The organism is Paraflavisolibacter caeni, from assembly GCF_025628885.1.
GTDB lineage: Bacteria > Bacteroidota > Bacteroidia > Chitinophagales > Chitinophagaceae > Flavisolibacter > Flavisolibacter caeni.
In genome coordinates this window covers 60,269-76,612 of record NZ_JAOTIF010000011.1, presented here as the reverse complement: position 1 = coordinate 76,612, position 16,344 = coordinate 60,269, and the positions used below count along the sequence as shown (strand labels likewise).

Annotated in this window: 15 protein-coding genes; 3 read left to right on the top strand and 12 right to left on the bottom strand. The window is 35.9% G+C overall.

Translation table 11 applies throughout. The features are described from left to right. Positions 1 to 9: 9 nt before the first annotated feature. The 4 genes from OCK74_RS14295 to OCK74_RS14280 all read right to left on the bottom strand — a co-directional run bounded on the left by OCK74_RS14295 (position 10) and on the right by OCK74_RS14280 (position 3,031). Entirely contained in the window at positions 10 to 954 is a 945-nt protein-coding gene (locus OCK74_RS14295; protein WP_279297730.1) for a sterol desaturase family protein, read from the bottom strand. A 225-nt stretch (positions 955 to 1,179) separates the two neighbouring features. Then, positions 1,180 to 1,593, bottom strand: a complete 414-nt coding sequence (locus tag OCK74_RS14290; protein ID WP_279297729.1) for a hypothetical protein — start codon at positions 1,591 to 1,593, stop codon at positions 1,180 to 1,182. 156 nt (positions 1,594 to 1,749) lie between these two features. Further along, on the bottom strand, positions 1,750 to 2,703 hold the full coding sequence (locus OCK74_RS14285) for a CvpA family protein (protein ID WP_279297728.1): 954 nt from the start codon (positions 2,701 to 2,703) through the stop codon (positions 1,750 to 1,752). Positions 2,704 to 2,752: 49 nt separating this feature from the next. Then, positions 2,753 to 3,031: a hypothetical protein gene (locus OCK74_RS14280; RefSeq protein WP_279297727.1), complete on the bottom strand. Its 279-nt coding sequence runs from the start codon at positions 3,029 to 3,031 to the stop codon at positions 2,753 to 2,755. Positions 3,032 to 3,163: 132 nt separating this feature from the next. On the opposite strand from OCK74_RS14280, the gene OCK74_RS14275 reads away from it, so the two are divergent. Continuing rightward, the gene (locus OCK74_RS14275) at positions 3,164 to 4,822 is read left to right on the top strand and encodes a L,D-transpeptidase family protein (RefSeq protein ID WP_279297726.1); all 1,659 of its coding nucleotides are present in this window, start codon (positions 3,164 to 3,166) and stop codon (positions 4,820 to 4,822) included. Between the two features lie 97 nt (positions 4,823 to 4,919). Here OCK74_RS14275 and yiaK read toward each other — a convergent pair whose 3' ends face one another. Continuing rightward, positions 4,920 to 5,903, bottom strand: coding sequence for a 3-dehydro-L-gulonate 2-dehydrogenase (gene yiaK, locus OCK74_RS14270; RefSeq protein ID WP_279297725.1), 984 nt, complete (start codon positions 5,901 to 5,903; stop codon positions 4,920 to 4,922). Between the two features lie 246 nt (positions 5,904 to 6,149). Here yiaK and OCK74_RS14265 point away from each other — a divergent pair, with 246 nt between their 5' ends. After that, the gene (locus OCK74_RS14265) at positions 6,150 to 6,413 is read left to right on the top strand and encodes a hypothetical protein (protein ID WP_279297724.1); all 264 of its coding nucleotides are present in this window, start codon (positions 6,150 to 6,152) and stop codon (positions 6,411 to 6,413) included. Between the two features lie 45 nt (positions 6,414 to 6,458). On the opposite strand, the gene OCK74_RS14260 is transcribed toward OCK74_RS14265, so the two are convergent. Then, on the bottom strand, positions 6,459 to 7,769 hold the full coding sequence (locus OCK74_RS14260; protein ID WP_279297723.1) for an oligosaccharide flippase family protein: 1,311 nt from the start codon (positions 7,767 to 7,769) through the stop codon (positions 6,459 to 6,461). A 352-nt stretch (positions 7,770 to 8,121) separates the two neighbouring features. On the opposite strand from OCK74_RS14260, the gene OCK74_RS14255 reads away from it, so the two are divergent. Then, positions 8,122 to 8,826: a class I SAM-dependent methyltransferase gene (locus OCK74_RS14255; RefSeq protein WP_279297722.1), complete on the top strand. Its 705-nt coding sequence runs from the start codon at positions 8,122 to 8,124 to the stop codon at positions 8,824 to 8,826. Between the two features lie 55 nt (positions 8,827 to 8,881). Here the strand turns inward: OCK74_RS14255 and OCK74_RS14250 are convergent, their stop codons facing one another. The 6 genes from OCK74_RS14250 to OCK74_RS14225 form a co-directional block, all read right to left on the bottom strand. After that, complete coding sequence (locus OCK74_RS14250; protein ID WP_279297721.1) at positions 8,882 to 10,042, bottom strand: glycosyltransferase; 1,161 nt, start codon at positions 10,040 to 10,042, stop codon at positions 8,882 to 8,884. Between the two features lie 308 nt (positions 10,043 to 10,350). After that, a complete protein-coding gene (tpiA, locus tag OCK74_RS14245) occupies positions 10,351 to 11,115 on the bottom strand; it encodes a triose-phosphate isomerase (protein ID WP_279297720.1) in 765 nt (254 codons plus the stop codon). Positions 11,116 to 11,131: 16 nt separating this feature from the next. Further along, positions 11,132 to 12,307: a putative sugar nucleotidyl transferase gene (locus OCK74_RS14240; RefSeq protein WP_279297719.1), complete on the bottom strand. Its 1,176-nt coding sequence runs from the start codon at positions 12,305 to 12,307 to the stop codon at positions 11,132 to 11,134. 166 nt (positions 12,308 to 12,473) lie between these two features. Continuing rightward, a complete protein-coding gene (locus tag OCK74_RS14235; protein WP_279297718.1) occupies positions 12,474 to 12,722 on the bottom strand; it encodes a type B 50S ribosomal protein L31 in 249 nt (82 codons plus the stop codon). Positions 12,723 to 12,816: 94 nt separating this feature from the next. Beyond that, a complete protein-coding gene (locus OCK74_RS14230) occupies positions 12,817 to 13,308 on the bottom strand; it encodes a YajQ family cyclic di-GMP-binding protein (RefSeq protein WP_279297717.1) in 492 nt (163 codons plus the stop codon). Between the two features lie 213 nt (positions 13,309 to 13,521). Continuing rightward, complete coding sequence (locus OCK74_RS14225; RefSeq protein WP_279297716.1) at positions 13,522 to 16,008, bottom strand: outer membrane beta-barrel protein; 2,487 nt, start codon at positions 16,006 to 16,008, stop codon at positions 13,522 to 13,524. Between the last annotated feature and the right edge of the window lie 336 nt (positions 16,009 to 16,344).

Sequence of the window (16,344 nt, the reverse complement as noted above, 5' to 3'; positions counted from 1 at the left end):
ACCCGAATCTTAGCTTTCCTTATCTATTTTAGAATGTTCATTGCTGTTGGAAGTTTTATCTCTTGCAATATTTATAGGGTCTCCAAAAACGTAAAACATCTTCTTTCGTAAACCTTTTGCCCCTTTCAGATCCTTCCAAATATCTATATACTCGTGAAAATTAACATAAAATGGATTACTCTTATCTTCAAGTTGGTGTGTTAACCCATAAATAGCCTGCTCTTCTTCTTTTTGATAAGTTCCAAAGATTCGGTCCCAAATGATGAAAGTTGCACCATAATTTTTGTTGATATATTTTTCTTGGGAACCGTGGTGTACCCGGTGATTGGAGGGTGTTGCAAAAACGTATTCGACCAAGGGATGGAGCCTTGGAATATATTCTGTATGCACCCAAAACTGAAATAGTACAGCTACCTGGTTAACAACGAAAAAAATAACTGGATGAAAACCCATTAAAGATACAGGTAAAAAGAAAATAAGCTTTAGGTTTTGCACCCAACTTAACCGGAAAGATACAGTGAGATTGTAATGTTCCGCACTGTGATGCACAACGTGTGTAGCCCACCAAAATCTCTGTTGATGTGAAATGCGATGAGCCCAGTAACTGCAAAAATCAAAAATGATATAACATGGAATAAAAGTCCACCAGTTAAAATGCATCCGCCAGGGTAAGATGTTATACAACCAGATAATTAAATAAAAGATGCTTAATTTCAAAGTTGTATTGATAACAACATTACCAATGCCTACACAAACTGAGGCAAATGTTTCTCTCTTTTCATATAGATGCCTGTGTTGAAGACGAGAAATAAACCATTCAAGCAAAACGAAGAAAAACATGACAGGAGCAGCCCAAATAATAATATTAGGCGCTTTCTTTTCAATGTAATACATGTTATCAAAAGAAATTTCAGGCGCACCAAAAAGCGATGTTAGAAAATCAAATTCTATCATTTTTCTCCTAAACTTTATGAAATCCTTTAAAAAATACAGATCCTGCCATGTGAATACTAACATTTTCATCAAAATGGCAGCAATGAGTTGGTTATAAATATAATAAAAAAAGACCGGCTATATACCGGTCAGGGATTTATAGATTCATGCCATATATCAGGATATACATCACAGTTATAGTACTATTAAAATCCAATCTTATGACATGTAAATTTCATATATCATTCAGGTAGACGGCTTAGAATCTTCTTCACTTTCCCACCTTGAAGAAACTTTTTTATGAACATCTACGTTTTGCATAAACTCACCGGTTTCATCATCTGAATAAAACCCGTAAGCATCCACAAGCGTTCCTTTGCGTCCATCTGTGGTTTCAATAGCATATAGAATAGACATGTCGTCCGGATCTGAAATGCCTTCAAACCGGAAAAAATTTACAGCATTTACGTCTTTTGGCTTATAACGTTTATTGCTATCAGTCAGTGATTGCAAATGTTTTCTTTCCACCTTAAATTGATCGGTATATCCTTTTTCTTCCAGCCTTTTCATGCATTTTTCTAATTCAGACATGAAAGTTGGACTGTCGTTGGCCTCGTTGTATTTATCTGTACGACTTTCAAGTTTATTATTTGTATCCATAAAAAGATTTTTTGTTTGTATTTTTTAAAAGCTGCCCATTACAGCCGGTTAAACTCTTAAACTATATATAGCTAATTTGATGCCGGAGGAAAAATGGGTGTTTTGGGGTTAAATAAAGCCTTGAATTTTCAAATTGTTGACTTTTTTTCATTATCCTCAATTTCTAAAGTTCTGAGTCACCATTAAACCTCGAATACCTCCATCCAAGACACCAATACCTAAATACCCGAAACCCTTATGCAAGATATTGGCACGATGCCCTGGCGAATTCATTAAATTAGAATGAGCTAGCCGGATAGTTGGCGCTAAAGCGAGATTTTCGCCTGCATTGGTATAATTTACACCTCCTGACCTAAGCCTATCAGCTAATGTTTTGCTCTCTAATGTGAAATGAGAAAAATACCCTCTTGCAAACATATCTTTCGAGTGGGCCCTGGCCACTTTGGTAAGCTCAGGGTCAGGCTTTAAATCCGGGAGGCCAGCTTTCCTCCTTTCGTTATTAACCATTATTAACATTTGAGTTTCGAGGTCTTCTCTAACTGTTGGATTGTTGACAGTAAAGTTCAGCTTAACAGTTTCATTCGATTTTGGATGAACTGTAAGTCTATTGATCGATCTGCTAATGGCATCATTAAAAACCGGAGAAAGCTTTTCATCGATCCAGGAACTCTGTACAGCAAGCGTATTAGCGATTCGGCTTTGACGAGCCTCTTCAGTTATTAATTTCCAAAGAGGAAGTGCTAATAACAGGGTCGCAATTATAATAGCATTTAAAATCCCTTTAATAGAGCCTGGAACCAAACCCAAGAACTTATTGACTCCATGAGCATGGACATGATCCGGTGTTGCTCTTATAAACAAGTTTAAAATCAAGGAAATGATCATGCTTGCCACTATAATAACACCAATAAAAGCAACAGGTAAAGCCCATTCACCCAAGTTAAAATATGCACCTAACCAATCAGCAGTCTTTTCATAAAAAATAAATCCAACACCTATACTTCCCGTCCAAGTAGCCAACTCAATTGAAGAAACAATAAATCCTTTTCGCCATCCACCCCAAACAGAAAGCAAAAAAATAACAATTAAAAATAGATCAATCCAGTTCATTGAATCCTGTCCATTGGTAGTTGAAAGGTAGATGAATTATCAATTATCTCTAGTATTTTTCCCCTGCATTATTAAGCCTGTTTTTTGTTGACCGATCAGCTTTTTCGGTCTGTGCATCTCTCTCTGTCAACTCATCTTCCTGCTCTACTTCAAAGTCATCATCATAAGCATCTCTATCTTCTTTTGATTTTTGAACATTTCTAAATTCTCCTTCTTTTGGAGTTTTCCTTTTTTCCATTGGATTCGCTGGGCTGTTAGATTCAGCACTTTTTTCCGATGGATCCTGAGAAGTATTTTCTTTCTCTGGTTCTGACTGATGTCTTTTCATAATAACGGTTTTTGATCAATCATTAAAACATAATGCCAAAATAAAACAGGCTCTGCAGCTACATCAAAACAATTAACCATAAACACATAAGGGCATAGCATTTGTAAATAAAGGTTCAGAAAACGTAATCTTATGAAAAAAATATTATTAACAGCTCTGGTAGTTAGTAGCCTTGTGGCGTGCGAAAACATTGTAGGCGGTGTAAGAACAGAAAGAACTGATAGTGCAAAAGCGGAGATGTCACTTACGCCTGTTCAAAGAGATAATAGTATAACTGCAGCTAATGCCTATTCCGATATTTTTTTAGATAGTGTCCTTGTTGATGAATTTATAAAAAAACAGGCATTGAATGATACCATGGCGTTGCAATTACGCAATTTTTACAATGCAAGAAACTATCAATTTGCATGGTTAGCAAGTGATGGATTTACAGAACAAGGAAGAGGTTTCTGGAATTTATACGATTATCATTCAAAGGATTCAGCACTCAAGAAGTTTAATGACACATTATTTAACAAGAAGCTGGACACTTTGTTAGAAACCGATTCATTGTATATCTCTGCCAATGATTCCAACTTTGTTAAAACGGAGCTTGCCCTTACTCAACAATTTATTCAGTATATCAATGATAATAACGACTCTACATCTGAGCACCTGCAACAATTTATACCTGTTAGAAAGACTACAGTTCGTCAATTAGCTGATTCTATCCTGAATATTCAAGACAGTGGCCAATCTTTAACTCTTCATACTGATAGCATTCAGATATTCACTGCCAACCAGCAGTATTCATTACTGAAAGATGCTTTGAGGAAATATGATAGCATTGCCGATAAAGGTGGATGGCAACCCATTTTATCTACTGGCAATATATTAAAAAAAGGAGTATCTGCGCCAGCAGTAACAGCTCTAAAGAAACGGTTGCAATTAAGTGGCGATATGCCTGGTAAAGATACTTCACAGACTTTCAACGATTCGCTAGATTTAGCTATTAAAAATTTCCAACAAAGGCATGGACAGAAACCTGATGGTATCGTATCTGACTCACTGATTAGCATTATGAATGTTCCAGTTGAAGAGAGAATAAAACAGATTCTTGTTAACATGAATCGTATTCCCTGGATGCCAGTCCTGCAACAGGCAAGACTTATACAGGTTAACGTTCCTGATTACATGATGCATGTTTATGAAGATACAGAAGAAGTATTTAATTCGAAAGTAATCGTTGGTAAAGAGGGTACAAATACGATGATGTTCACAGGCAATATGAATCAAATTGTATTTAACCCCTATTGGAATATTCCAGCATCTATAGTACAAAATGAGATCATGCCAGCCATGAAGAAAGACCCCAATTACTTGAAGAAGAACAATATGGAGATTGTGCATCAAAATGACAGTTTACCTGTCATTCGCCAGTTGCCTGGCCCCCAAAATCCATTGGGCAAGGTAAAGTTTCTATTTCCTAACAGCTATGAGATATATTTCCACGACTCGCCTAACAAGTATCTTTTTGACCAAAGGAACCGAGCATTTAGCCACGGATGTATTCGGATAGCAGAGGCTCAAAAATTAGCTGAATACCTTTTAAAGAATAACCCAGAATGGACGGTTGATAAAATACAAGCAACTATGAAAAGTGGTAAAGAGCAGGCAGTTTCATTGAAAGACCAGGTACCAGTATCCATTACCTATTTAACAGCGTGGGTTGATCCAAATGGCCAGGTGAATTTTAGAAATGACATTTACGGTCATGATGCGAGAACAGCAAGCAAAATGTTTAATGGATAGTTAGAGATTTATTTCACTGGGGTATATTTTATTTAATGATGATAAAGTCATGGGGTGCAATATTTAATAACGCCCCATGACTATTATAATAAAAACACTACATCTTTAAAACCTGTTGCCAAATTTCGTTGTTGACAGGTATCCCATTCCGCTCATTTTCGATTCTAATTGCCAACGTTTTTTCTCCGGGATAATAAATCTTTCCATCACTAGATGCTGGCTGCGAACTTTTAGTATACTGAATTATTTCATTTATCAATAATTGATTAAGATGAGGAGCATTGATACATAAAAAGAATTGAGACAGGCCAATTTCGCTGCCTCCTGCGGTAATCTGCCCTACAGATTGACCGGCGCTTAAAGAAGCCACCAAAACATCAAGCATAAAAGACAATCCAGAGCCCTTCCAAAACCCAATGGGTAGACTACGCTGGGTAGCCCTTACCTGCTGCGGATTTGTCGTTAGCCTTCCCTCCTCATCATAACCGCCAGCAACCGGTAGCTCACGACCACTGAGTTCATACTCCTGCAATTTACCATAAGAAAATTGAGATAAGGCCATATCTAATACTAGATGCCCCTGAGGTCTGGGAATAGCAACAACCAAAGGATTATTGCCTAAACGAGGCTCGCGTCCACCCCAGGGAGGCATGTTTGCAATAGTGTTAGAGGTGCAAATACCCACACAGCCTGCGTCAGCAGCCTGCCAGCCGTATATCCCTCCCCTCATCCAGTGATTTGAATTTTTAACGGATACACAGCCTATACCTGACTCTTTGGCAATAGCAATGGCTCTATCAATTGCCAGTGTGGCTATATACATACCTGGCCCGAGCTGACCATCCCAATATTCAATTGACCCATTTTTACTTAAGATCTGAGGTTCTGTATTTAAGGCTATAGAACCTTTTTTTACAGCTTCAATAAAAACTGGAAAACGGTTCAGACCATGAGAATAAACACCATCCCTGCTGTTTTCAGCAAAAATGCGGGCAATGAATTCTGCTTTTTGTTTGCTGAAGCCGGTCTTGAGTAAAATATTATAGAATTGATCTCTTAAGATATTGAATGGGACTCTCATAAAAGGTTTCTATTTGGCTTTGGGTAAAATAGAGAGCAAGTTACTGTCAAAGTTCATTTATATGCAAAGCATTTTTGTGGCAAATACTACAAAAAAAGTTTGGTGATCAGAGAAGATATGCCGGCTTTTAAATATGGCGAAATATTATCTAAATTCATTAAATCTTATAAATATTGTTGATTATTAAGGTTTCTTTAAAGAATTAGAGCATAAGTTTTGCAAAGGGCACTATTTTAAACCGTATTTATGAACTTAGAAGTTGTTAAAAACATACATTTTTCAAAGCTGGTAAAGTCATCTGATAGACTTCGGGAATTTAATTTCAGGAAAGTTGGCGGGGCATCTGGTGGATATTTTCATGTCGATGTACCAGACGATCGAGGCAACCGCATTATCTTCCAAATGTACAAAAATGACGGGCAGTGGAGAATTGCAGATGAATATGTGCCAAATTGGATTGCTGCTTTGGAAGATCAGTTTAGTGAGGTGATTGAAGGAGAGATTGAATAAGAAATTAAAAATAATTATTTTAAAGTAATCCGGCTATTTGAAGCATTAGGCTTTTACATGAGTGAGTAAAAGTCTTTTTAAATATACAAGATCCTCTTTTTTCAGTATAAGCAACTGATTGAAACCTGCCTTTGATAGCCGATTAAAAACAATTAAAACATAGATTGTTGTAAGAGCATATCCAATGCTACTTGCAATGGCAGCTCCTTTTATGCCGAATTTAGGAATTAATGCAAAGTCTAAAATTAAAATAACAAGCAAGCACAAAATAGTACCCCAGAAATTTACTATTAACTTATTAATTCCGGCAAAATAACTTGCTAATATTGCTGGAATGCAAAAAGTTATTACACCTGGCAACAAAATTCGAAAAGGTATAATACAATTTGCATATTCAACACCAAATATCTGAACAATTAAATAAGGAGAAAATAAAAATAAAAATAATCCTGCAATAACATTGCAAGTATTCATAATCCTTATTAAACCAAAAATACTTTGTGCATTTTTACCTGTCTGTTTGCCTGCAACATTTGGAAATATAATTGCAGCAAATAAATTAGGTATGATCCAAAATAATTGAGCAAATCTTGTTGATACAGAATATAAACCTAATTGTGTTGATCCTTTATAATAATCAACCAACCAATAATCAGCTCTGTATGCAATAAATTGTAAGCAATTAGTTACAAAAGCAAGAAAGGAGTATGAAAAAAATAATTTAAATTCTGCTTTATTTAAAACTGCAAATAAAACAGGCTCTTTATAAATTATATGATACGTACATATCAGAGCAAATGCCTGAAAAAGATTACCCACAATATAAACGCCTAAAAAAATATAATGGTCCTCTACCTTCCAAATAGCCAAAATTATTAAACAGAATAGCATGACTAAATTTCCGGCTAAAACAATATTATTAGCTAACAAGTACTGTTGCTTCCCATACAACAAAGCATTATATTTTTCAATGGCAGAGATGCTTATAAAAAAACTAATACCTAACAAAAAGTCAGTTAAGCTCTTACCCTTAAAAAGCCAAAAAGAATCATCTAATTGAAAACATCCATATTCAAATATCGAAGTAAATAAAAGTTGAGTTAATAAAAGCAAGATAGTGACTGATACAACTTTAGTTCCACTAATATTCGTGGCAGCTAAGTTATAAGTAATTCCAGAACTAATACCAAATGAAGAAATCAGATTAAGTAGGGAAGCATTAGTAATCATTAATGTTAACAATCCAAAATCAGAAACGCCCACTATTCGTGTTAGAAATACTGTAGCCAAAAACATGACTATAGTATTTAAAATGCGATTTGCAGTATTTTGGATTAAAGCTTTTCCAAAAGCCACTCAAAAAATATTTATAATTAAAGAAAAGAAATATAGTCCAAATTATCAATTTGCAGATTTAATTAAACGAAAAATATAAGTAGGTATTTACTGTCTTTTATATTTAATATTACCCAATTCATTTTTTTCTTTCGTATTTTTAACCTGCATTAAATTAAGAGATAACTTTTCTTTTACTACGCTCATTCTGGAGGGCATGGCAAAGAACAAACCAACATTCTATTCTAACAATATTTATAGCCTCCCTCCTAGGAACCTAGTCAATTTCAAACCTATTTAAAATATACCCTAAATTAATTCTATATTTATTATTCTAAATTTAACAGTCAAATTAGTAGGTAGAACTTGCAGAATGTATAATATTTACAATGATAAAACTTATTTAAATAATAACCCCACCTGGCATGAGGAAGATGCTCCTTTAAAAACTGGTAAAATAATCGAATTATTAAATAGAAACAACATTCATTTTAATACAGTCTGTGACATTGGTTGTGGTAGCGGAGAAATATTAATTCAGCTTGCAAATAGATTAAATAATACTGTTAATATGTCTGGATTTGATATCTCAAAAGATGCTATTGCTATTGCAAGAAGAAAAGAAACAAACAGAATAAAGTTTGAACAAAGAGATGTTGCAGAAACTGTTGAAAATTATCACTTTGACTTGCTATTGGTAATTGATGTTATTGAACATATTGAGAACTACTTCAGGTTTTTAGATAAGGTTGCTTCATTAGGCAAGTATACTATATTTCATATTCCACTAGATATGTGTTTATGGTCATTATTTCAAGAGAAGATGCTAATTGAATCTAAAGAGAGAGTAGGTCATATTCACAATTTTACAGAAGCATTTATTGAAAGTATCTTAATGGATAAAGGGTTCAAGATAATCGATAAGCTATATACTGAACCATCATTTACAAATCAGACTTTTAAACAAAAATTGATTAATCAATTTAGAAAAGTTTTGTTCAAAATAAATAAGAAACTATGCACAAAAACTTTAGGCGGTTATTCGATTCTTTTACTAACGGAAAACCCTCATTGGTAAAATTTTAGGGTAGTTATCATGAATTCCCATTCTCTATCTTTAAACTATCAATGAGTTAGTTTACCTTTTCTATCTGCCAATAAATATCATTTAACTTCTTACTTATAATCTCGCAACTAAACATTTGCTTTGCATTTTCAGACATACTTCTACCATCAAAAGACAAATAATTATTGTATAGTTCTTTCATAGCAAAAACCAAATTATCAATATTCTGAGGTTCAATTAATATGCTATTAACTTCATTAACTAATTCGGGTATCCCACCAACCCTAGTTGCAATCACAGGTAAACCACAGCAAAGTCCTTCTCCTATCACACATGGAGAATTTTCAATGTTACTGTTTAAAATTAGACAATGCGATTGCTGCATCTCTTTAGCAACCTCATCATACAGCACCTCTCCTTTAAAATTGAGATTTCGACTGGGTATTCCTAGTTCTATCGCTTTTTTCTCATAAAAATAATTTTGATTTCCAATTAAAACTAATTGAACATTTGGATTTTTCTCATCTAGAAAGATTTTAAATGCCTGTAAAATACCATTTACATTTTTTAATTCAACCATGTTGGAAACATGCAAAAAAGTAAACCTCTTATATTTTTGACCAGAAAACTTAAAATAATTAGTATTTACAACATTTGGGACAAATATGAACTCCTTACTTGCTATAAGGTTGTTGATGCACTTACCAATAAAGGCGCTTACGGTTATTAGCCTCTCTGATTCATTTATGATATGAGCAAGAAGTTTTCTTACATATAATGGTTTTGTAAAAATATTGTCCTCAACTATGTCATTATAAATACCCCAATGTTCAGTAACCAAATATGGCACTCTATACTTTCTCTTCACCCAAAGAGCCAGCAACCCTGCTTTCCAAGGCACATGCACATGTACGCAATGTGGCAGACCATGCTTCTGTACATATTCATTAATCGCATTTTTGTAAATAGTAAAAAACCTGATTTGCTTTACCAGCTTTCCTAATATCCCACTACCCTTTTTGTAATAAATAATTTTTTCGGTTAACCCTCCTTGAGTATTTACTTCTTCGTCGGTACCTGAAATATCAATAGCATCCTGAAGATGTATTACATAAATATCATTGTCGATTGACGCAGCTTGGGCATGCCTTTGTATAAAGTCGCCATTGAATTTATCATACCTGTTTGGATACCAGCTAGCCAGCCATAATATGTTTTTTCTACTCATCAGAATACTCATTTATTTCGATGGAATGCAGAGTCATACCACCTAACCCGCTATAAACTTATCATTACATTCCGCAAATCACATTCAAATAATTTGTCTGATTATGAAAACGATGCTCGATTGTTTCTGTAATACGATAGCCTTCCGTTACTACAATATTGACCCATTTATGAAAAAGCGGAATAACAACAGGCTTGTTATTCCGCAGGGTATAAATTTTATTATCATTGATGATTACACGAATATTCGGAAAGTTCGTTAACACCTGGGTCTTTCGTGTAATACTAGATAATTTCTGGATTGAGTAGTTATTTTTTCAATGCTTTAATGATCTGTATAAACTCATTGGCATTTAATGAAGCTCCACCAACAAGTCCGCCGTCAACATCAGGAGAAGCAAACAACTCAACAGCATTATTGGCCTTTACACTTCCTCCATAAAGTATAGAAATAGAATCCGCTACTTCTTTACCATATTTATCGGCAATTGCTGAACGTAAGTACTGGTGCATTTCCTGAGCCTGCTCTGTAGTAGCAGTTTTACCTGTACCAATAGCCCAAATTGGCTCATATGCAATTACAATCTTTGTAATTTCTTCACTACTTAAATGGAACAGGGACTCCTCCAACTGCAGCTTTACAAATTCATTCTGTCCATTTTGCTCACGAACTGGCAATGGCTCACCACAACAGAAGATCGGCGTAATACCATATTGAAGGCAAAGATTTAACTTATCAGCCAGCATTTTATTTGATTCATTGAAATACTCGCGACGTTCGCTATGCCCTAAGACACAATATTGGATGCCGATAGATTGTAGCATTTCTACAGAAACTTCGCCTGTATAGGCTCCGCTTTTTTTATCATAACAATTCTGAGCGGCAACAAAATAATTATTCTTTCCTGCTATTTTTTCTTTCACCATCAATAAGTAAGGGAACGGTACAGCAAAGATCGCTTGCTGGTTTGAAGTCAATTCTATAGAAGCTCCCAATACATCATTTAAAAGTGTTTCGCCTTGCTGGATGGTCAGATTCATTTTCCAGTTAGCGGCTGCGATTTGTTTTCTCATATACTATTATATAAAATCAATAATGATCAAAGATATGTTTCAAGATAATTTTTTCATTTTCTGTGATCTGCTCATTTTTCAAAGACTTCCAACTATCTATATCTTCCAGTGCTTTTTCATACCGATATCTTTCAATGCCCTCACAGCCCCAGGAAAAACTGGAAATATATTTTGGCAGTAACCCTGCACCATATACATTGCAACTGACACCAACAACAGTTCCTGTGTTGATGGAAGTATTAATGGCTGTTCTTGAATAATCGCCCATAATCACACCGCACTTCAATCCTACATCCATAGCACCTCTAGGAGTCCATACAAAAACATCAGATGCATTATTCTTTAAATTGGAATTGGTTGTTCCTGCTCCAAGATTGCACCATTCGCCGATAACAGAATCACCCAAGTATCCATCATGAGCTTTGTTGGAATAGCCAAAGAAAACTGAGTTTTTAATCTCTCCCCCTACTACACACTTAGGACCTACAGTAGTGGCTCCATATATCTTAGTACCCATTTTCACTACAGCATCTTCACAAATAGCAATAGGCCCTCGGAGCATACATCCTTCCATCACTACTGCGTTTCTTCCAATATAAATTGGACCTTCACTTGCATTCAAATAGCAATGCTCAACCTGGGCGCCTTTTTCAATAAAAATGTTTTTGGGATGGGTAACTTTATTGGTTTCTGAAATAGGATGTGATTCCCTTTTTTTAGTCAATAGAGCATAGTCCTGTTCAATAGCCCACGCATTCATCTGGAAAATATTCCAGGGATACTTGATCTCCTTCATTTCTGTATCCAATTCAATCGTATTGGTAACCTTCAAATTATTGGGATCCAGCACCTCATTTTTCGAAATACAGTACACAACGGCTTTCTCAGGTACCGAAATGAACTCACCGGGCGACAGCTTCTTGACCAGCTTTGCCAGTTTGGGTGTAGGAAGAACATTGCCATGTACCAGATACAAGACATCGTCATTAATGGCTTCATCTACTACTATGGCCCTGTCCAGATCTTTGTAATCATCTTCAAACTTGTCGAATGAAGGCATCTTTAAGAACATTTCCCATTTCTCTCTTATCGTCAATATGCCAATGCGAATATCCTGTACCTGCCGGGTAAGGGTAAACGGAAACAGGTTTTCGGGCTGGCAGAATTCCTCGGTAAATACAATTTTTTCCATGGCATGAAGGTGTATGATGAACCGTGAAGGCCTCTATTCTGCAAGATTAATGAAAGTTACTGATCAATTGACTGATTATTAGGGTGAGTGATCCTAAACATGAAGTTTAGGAAAAAAAAATCCCGCTGGTTTAACCAGCGGGATAATATGATAAAGAAATATAACCTTATTTCTTTGCGTATTTCTTTTTGAACTTGTCAATACGTCCTGCAGTATCTACCAATACATTTTTACCGGTAAAGAAAGGGTGAGAAGTGCTGGAAATTTCCAGTTTCACCAATGGATACTCATTGCCATCTTCCCATTTAATCGTTTCTTTAGATGCAGCAGTTGAGCGGCTCAAAAAAGCAGTACCATTACTCATATCTTTAAACACCACATAACGGTAACTAGCAGGATGAATACCTTGTTTCATAATATCTTAATTTAATAACAGTGTGTTCTAAACTTATTTGGAGGCGCGAAAGTAGGATTTTTCATTATTCCTTCCAAATATATGGTTGTTAAATTTAGCTGCGCATATTTATATATTGCATAGGAAAATCAAGGTTAGATGACTTGCACAATTGTATAACTTCTTGAAGATCATCTATTTTCTTAGCGGTAACTCGGACTAGATCATCCATGATCTGGGCCTGAACCTTTAAACCTGAATCCTTAATTAGCTTTACTATCTTTTTTGCATCTTCTTGCTTTAGACCATTTCGCACAGGCACTTCCATTTTCACCACTTTTCCGCTTTGATAAGGCTCTTTACTGGTATCCAGGGCAGCCGGGTCGATTCCCTGCTTCATAGAACGGCTTATAAGCACGTCGATCAACTGGCGCATTTTCATGTCATCACCGGTCTCTATGTCAATCTTTGAATCCTTTTTGTTGAGGTTGATCTCCACTGGCGAGTCCTTAAAATCAAAGCGGTTTGTAATTTCCTTTTTAGTAACATTCACGGCATTGTCCATTGCCTGCATGTCTACTTTGCTAACAATATCAAAAGAAGGCATAGGTAATTTACGATTTGAGATTTACGAATTACGATTTGCACCTGCCATTGAAAGCAGTTTGCAGATTTACGAATTTTTGTTCAATGATGGGATAAAAATACAGCCTCTGCCCTCCTCTGTTTGGCTCATTATAAGAAATAGGAGTAAAAACAAATAGGCCCGGAAACACTTCCAGGCCTTTCTTCAATATTAAACTTCAAACAAAGCCTTCAATTATCCACCGTTTCCTACTCTCACACGATTCTGCTCGGCATCAGCGCCACCCGTCCTTCTTCTAGGTTGTTGCTCTTTTATGGGCTTGCCGAAACGGTAGGTGAATGATAAATTAGCTACACGGCTATCCCTACGGTTTTCAAAGTGAGCTTCAGTATTCTGCAATTTGATATCACCTCTTGGATACTGAGTATAAAAAATATCTCTTACATTCAATTTGACAGAACCTTTTCCTTTCAACACTTGTTTACTTATACCGGCAGAAAGCTGTCCCATTGGCTGTATCATGATCTGTCCTTCAACTCCCTTTGTACGGTAAAAACCACTTAGCTCAGCACTCCAACCCTGATTAAATTTGAATTGGTTGTTTACATTTAGTGTAAGGTTAGTTGCTTCTATATCGATCACCTCATTATTTCCATTGATTTTACCCCTAAATTTATTGTAATTGTAATTGGAGTAAATTATTGAAGTCCACCATTTAGCTGCCGGCACTTGCGCGCTAACTGATATACCTGCTGCATCACGCCGGCCAATATTACCCCTCTTAACAATAGTTGCATAGTCAGTTGATCCACTCAAATCTTGTCCTTGTTCAAAAGTTTCCGCCATCAGGTCTTTTGTTCTACTATAATTAAGGGTTGTAGTTAAAACGCTTTTGAAAGTATGCGTTAACTCTATATTATTAGTGAATTGCGGCTTGATGTATGGATTACCAGACTGGTAGGTGTAATTATCCAGGAAGAACAAAAACGGATTCAGATCCTGGTAAGCCGGGCGATCAATCCTCCGCCCAAAAGACAAACCAAATTGGTTATTCTTATTAGCAGCATAGCTCACAAACATAGTGGGGAATAAACGTCCGTAGTTGTTTTTGAATAATGAATCCTGCTTCTCCGGGTTGCCCAGTTGGTTTCCTTTGTAAGCAATATACTCATATCGTAAGCCGGCCTGAACACCAAACTTCTTGAACTGTTTGTTGAAATTGAGGTAGGCTGCGTTTATATTTTCATTGTACAAAAACCGGTTTGTTTTTTTGTAATCGGGCTCTTCTGAATGATCATAAACCGTAAAATAATTGGCTGAATTATCAGTTTCCACAAAGCTTGCTTTCAGACCGGCTTCTACCTTAGCTTCCTTTTTCAAAGGATGTACATAATCAACTTTTGCCGTATATATATCAATATTTACAGGCAGGTCACCACGTAAATCATCTGTACGTCTTTTGATCCAGGTTGGATTATAAGTGATGTTGCTGAAGGTTTGGTTGCTTGACGCTTTATAAGTAATATAATCAACATCCGAAGTCAACTCTCTCCCGGTTGAATCAAATTGATGACGAAAGTTCAGGTTCACAGAGCCATTTTTCCAGGTGCCTTTATTTTTACTTTCAGCATATACAATAGAATCTAACTGGCTGTCGGCATTTTGTAAAAAACTGGTATTCTTGCTGGCGAATCTATTAGGACTGATAAAACCTGTGGTCACAATACCCAAAGTAGTATTTTTGTTTAAGTAATAATCAGCACCCAATTTCACATTTGCATTTTTATTGCTGTTAAGCATTCGGGAAGTTTGCTCAAAAATAGCAGTCACTTGTCTGGAATCAGGGTCTGAAAATTTTCTATTAATCTCCAACGTGTTAAAGCCATTCCACTGACTGACACTGGCATTAGCAAATAGATTAACCTTTCCTGTGCGATAATTTATATTAATACTATTGTTGCTTTTCCAGTATTTCCCCTGCCCGTAATTGACGGTAAGATTTCCATTGAACCCTTTTTGTTTGTTTTTCTTTGACTTAATATTGATGATGCCTGAATTTCCCGACGCATCATACTTGGCTGAAGGATTGGTCATAATCTCAATTTGTTCAATAGCAGATGCCGGAAGACTTTTCAGATAATTGCTTAATTCAGTCGCACTCAAATAAGTGGGGCGACCATCTATCATCACCATCACCCCTTGTTTACCTTTCAGGCTGATATTTCCATCTTTGTCAACTGTAACCCCAGGTGATTTTTCCAGCACTTCCAGGGCAGTAGCACCAACATTGGTAACAGAAGCGTCAACATTTACAACCGTGCGATCAATCTTTTGTTCAATAAAAGGCTTTTTGGCAGTAACAGTTACGGCTGTAAGATCTTTGGGCTGAGCAATCAATTCAATAGCTTTTAAAGTAACTCCCGTTTGCTTTCCGTTTAAGTTTAAGATTTCGGAAAAACCTTTATTGTGCCCTACGGCAGACACTGAAACCAGGTACTTACCGGTAGATATATTGTCAAACTCGAAATGACCTGTTTTATCCGCTACAGAGAATTTCACAACAGACGAGTCAGTTGCCCTCAATAGAGAAATAGTTGCAGAAGTTATGGCTTTATGGCTACCATCAACCACGCTCCCACTGATTTTTCCAGCATTGGTTTGCGCATGAGCAAAAGAACTAATAAACGTTGCAATGGCTAAAAGGGAGAAAATTTTTCTCATTATAGTTGGCATTTAAGTACTAAGTATTAATGATTACAATCCAAAGGTAGGTACTATGCTTAGCAAGGTACATTGTTTTCTAGCGAACGGTAATTTTCAGGGATAACTGGTACGAGGGTCATGACTAAGATTATGACGCAGGAAATAGAAACAGGTTACAGATGCTCATTAATTAAAGCATAAGGCTTACATCATTCTTATACTTTATTCTATATATCAATAACTTATATAAACAATAGCTCGTAAACAATAAGCTCATTCATTTATTTTGTACAAAATTTTCCGGATGATAATAGCTTACCGAAGAGAAACGATTCTCCTTCCTATCGAAGCAAT

What these genes read in the sequence shown, in the direction of transcription:
- OCK74_RS14265 (WP_279297724.1), top strand. Translation starts at nt 6,150, where the DNA reads ATGAACTTAGAAGTTGTTAAAAACATACATTTTTCAAAGCTGGTAAAG.
- OCK74_RS14250 (WP_279297721.1), bottom strand. Translation starts at nt 10,042, where the DNA reads ATGAGTAGAAAAAACATATTATGGCTGGCTAGCTGGTATCCAAACAGG.
- OCK74_RS14295 (WP_279297730.1), bottom strand. Translation starts at nt 954, where the DNA reads ATGATAGAATTTGATTTTCTAACATCGCTTTTTGGTGCGCCTGAAATT.
- tpiA (WP_279297720.1), bottom strand. Translation starts at nt 11,115, where the DNA reads ATGAGAAAACAAATCGCAGCCGCTAACTGGAAAATGAATCTGACCATC.
- OCK74_RS14275 (WP_279297726.1), top strand. Translation starts at nt 3,164, where the DNA reads ATGAAAAAAATATTATTAACAGCTCTGGTAGTTAGTAGCCTTGTGGCG.
- yiaK (WP_279297725.1), bottom strand. Translation starts at nt 5,903, where the DNA reads ATGAGAGTCCCATTCAATATCTTAAGAGATCAATTCTATAATATTTTA.
- OCK74_RS14225 (WP_279297716.1), bottom strand. Translation starts at nt 16,008, where the DNA reads ATGAGAAAAATTTTCTCCCTTTTAGCCATTGCAACGTTTATTAGTTCT.
- OCK74_RS14235 (WP_279297718.1), bottom strand. Translation starts at nt 12,722, where the DNA reads ATGAAACAAGGTATTCATCCTGCTAGTTACCGTTATGTGGTGTTTAAA.
- OCK74_RS14230 (WP_279297717.1), bottom strand. Translation starts at nt 13,308, where the DNA reads ATGCCTTCTTTTGATATTGTTAGCAAAGTAGACATGCAGGCAATGGAC.
- OCK74_RS14290 (WP_279297729.1), bottom strand. Translation starts at nt 1,593, where the DNA reads ATGGATACAAATAATAAACTTGAAAGTCGTACAGATAAATACAACGAG.
- OCK74_RS14280 (WP_279297727.1), bottom strand. Translation starts at nt 3,031, where the DNA reads ATGAAAAGACATCAGTCAGAACCAGAGAAAGAAAATACTTCTCAGGAT.
- OCK74_RS14255 (WP_279297722.1), top strand. Translation starts at nt 8,122, where the DNA reads ATGTATAATATTTACAATGATAAAACTTATTTAAATAATAACCCCACC.
- OCK74_RS14240 (WP_279297719.1), bottom strand. Translation starts at nt 12,307, where the DNA reads ATGGAAAAAATTGTATTTACCGAGGAATTCTGCCAGCCCGAAAACCTG.
- OCK74_RS14285 (WP_279297728.1), bottom strand. Translation starts at nt 2,703, where the DNA reads ATGAACTGGATTGATCTATTTTTAATTGTTATTTTTTTGCTTTCTGTT.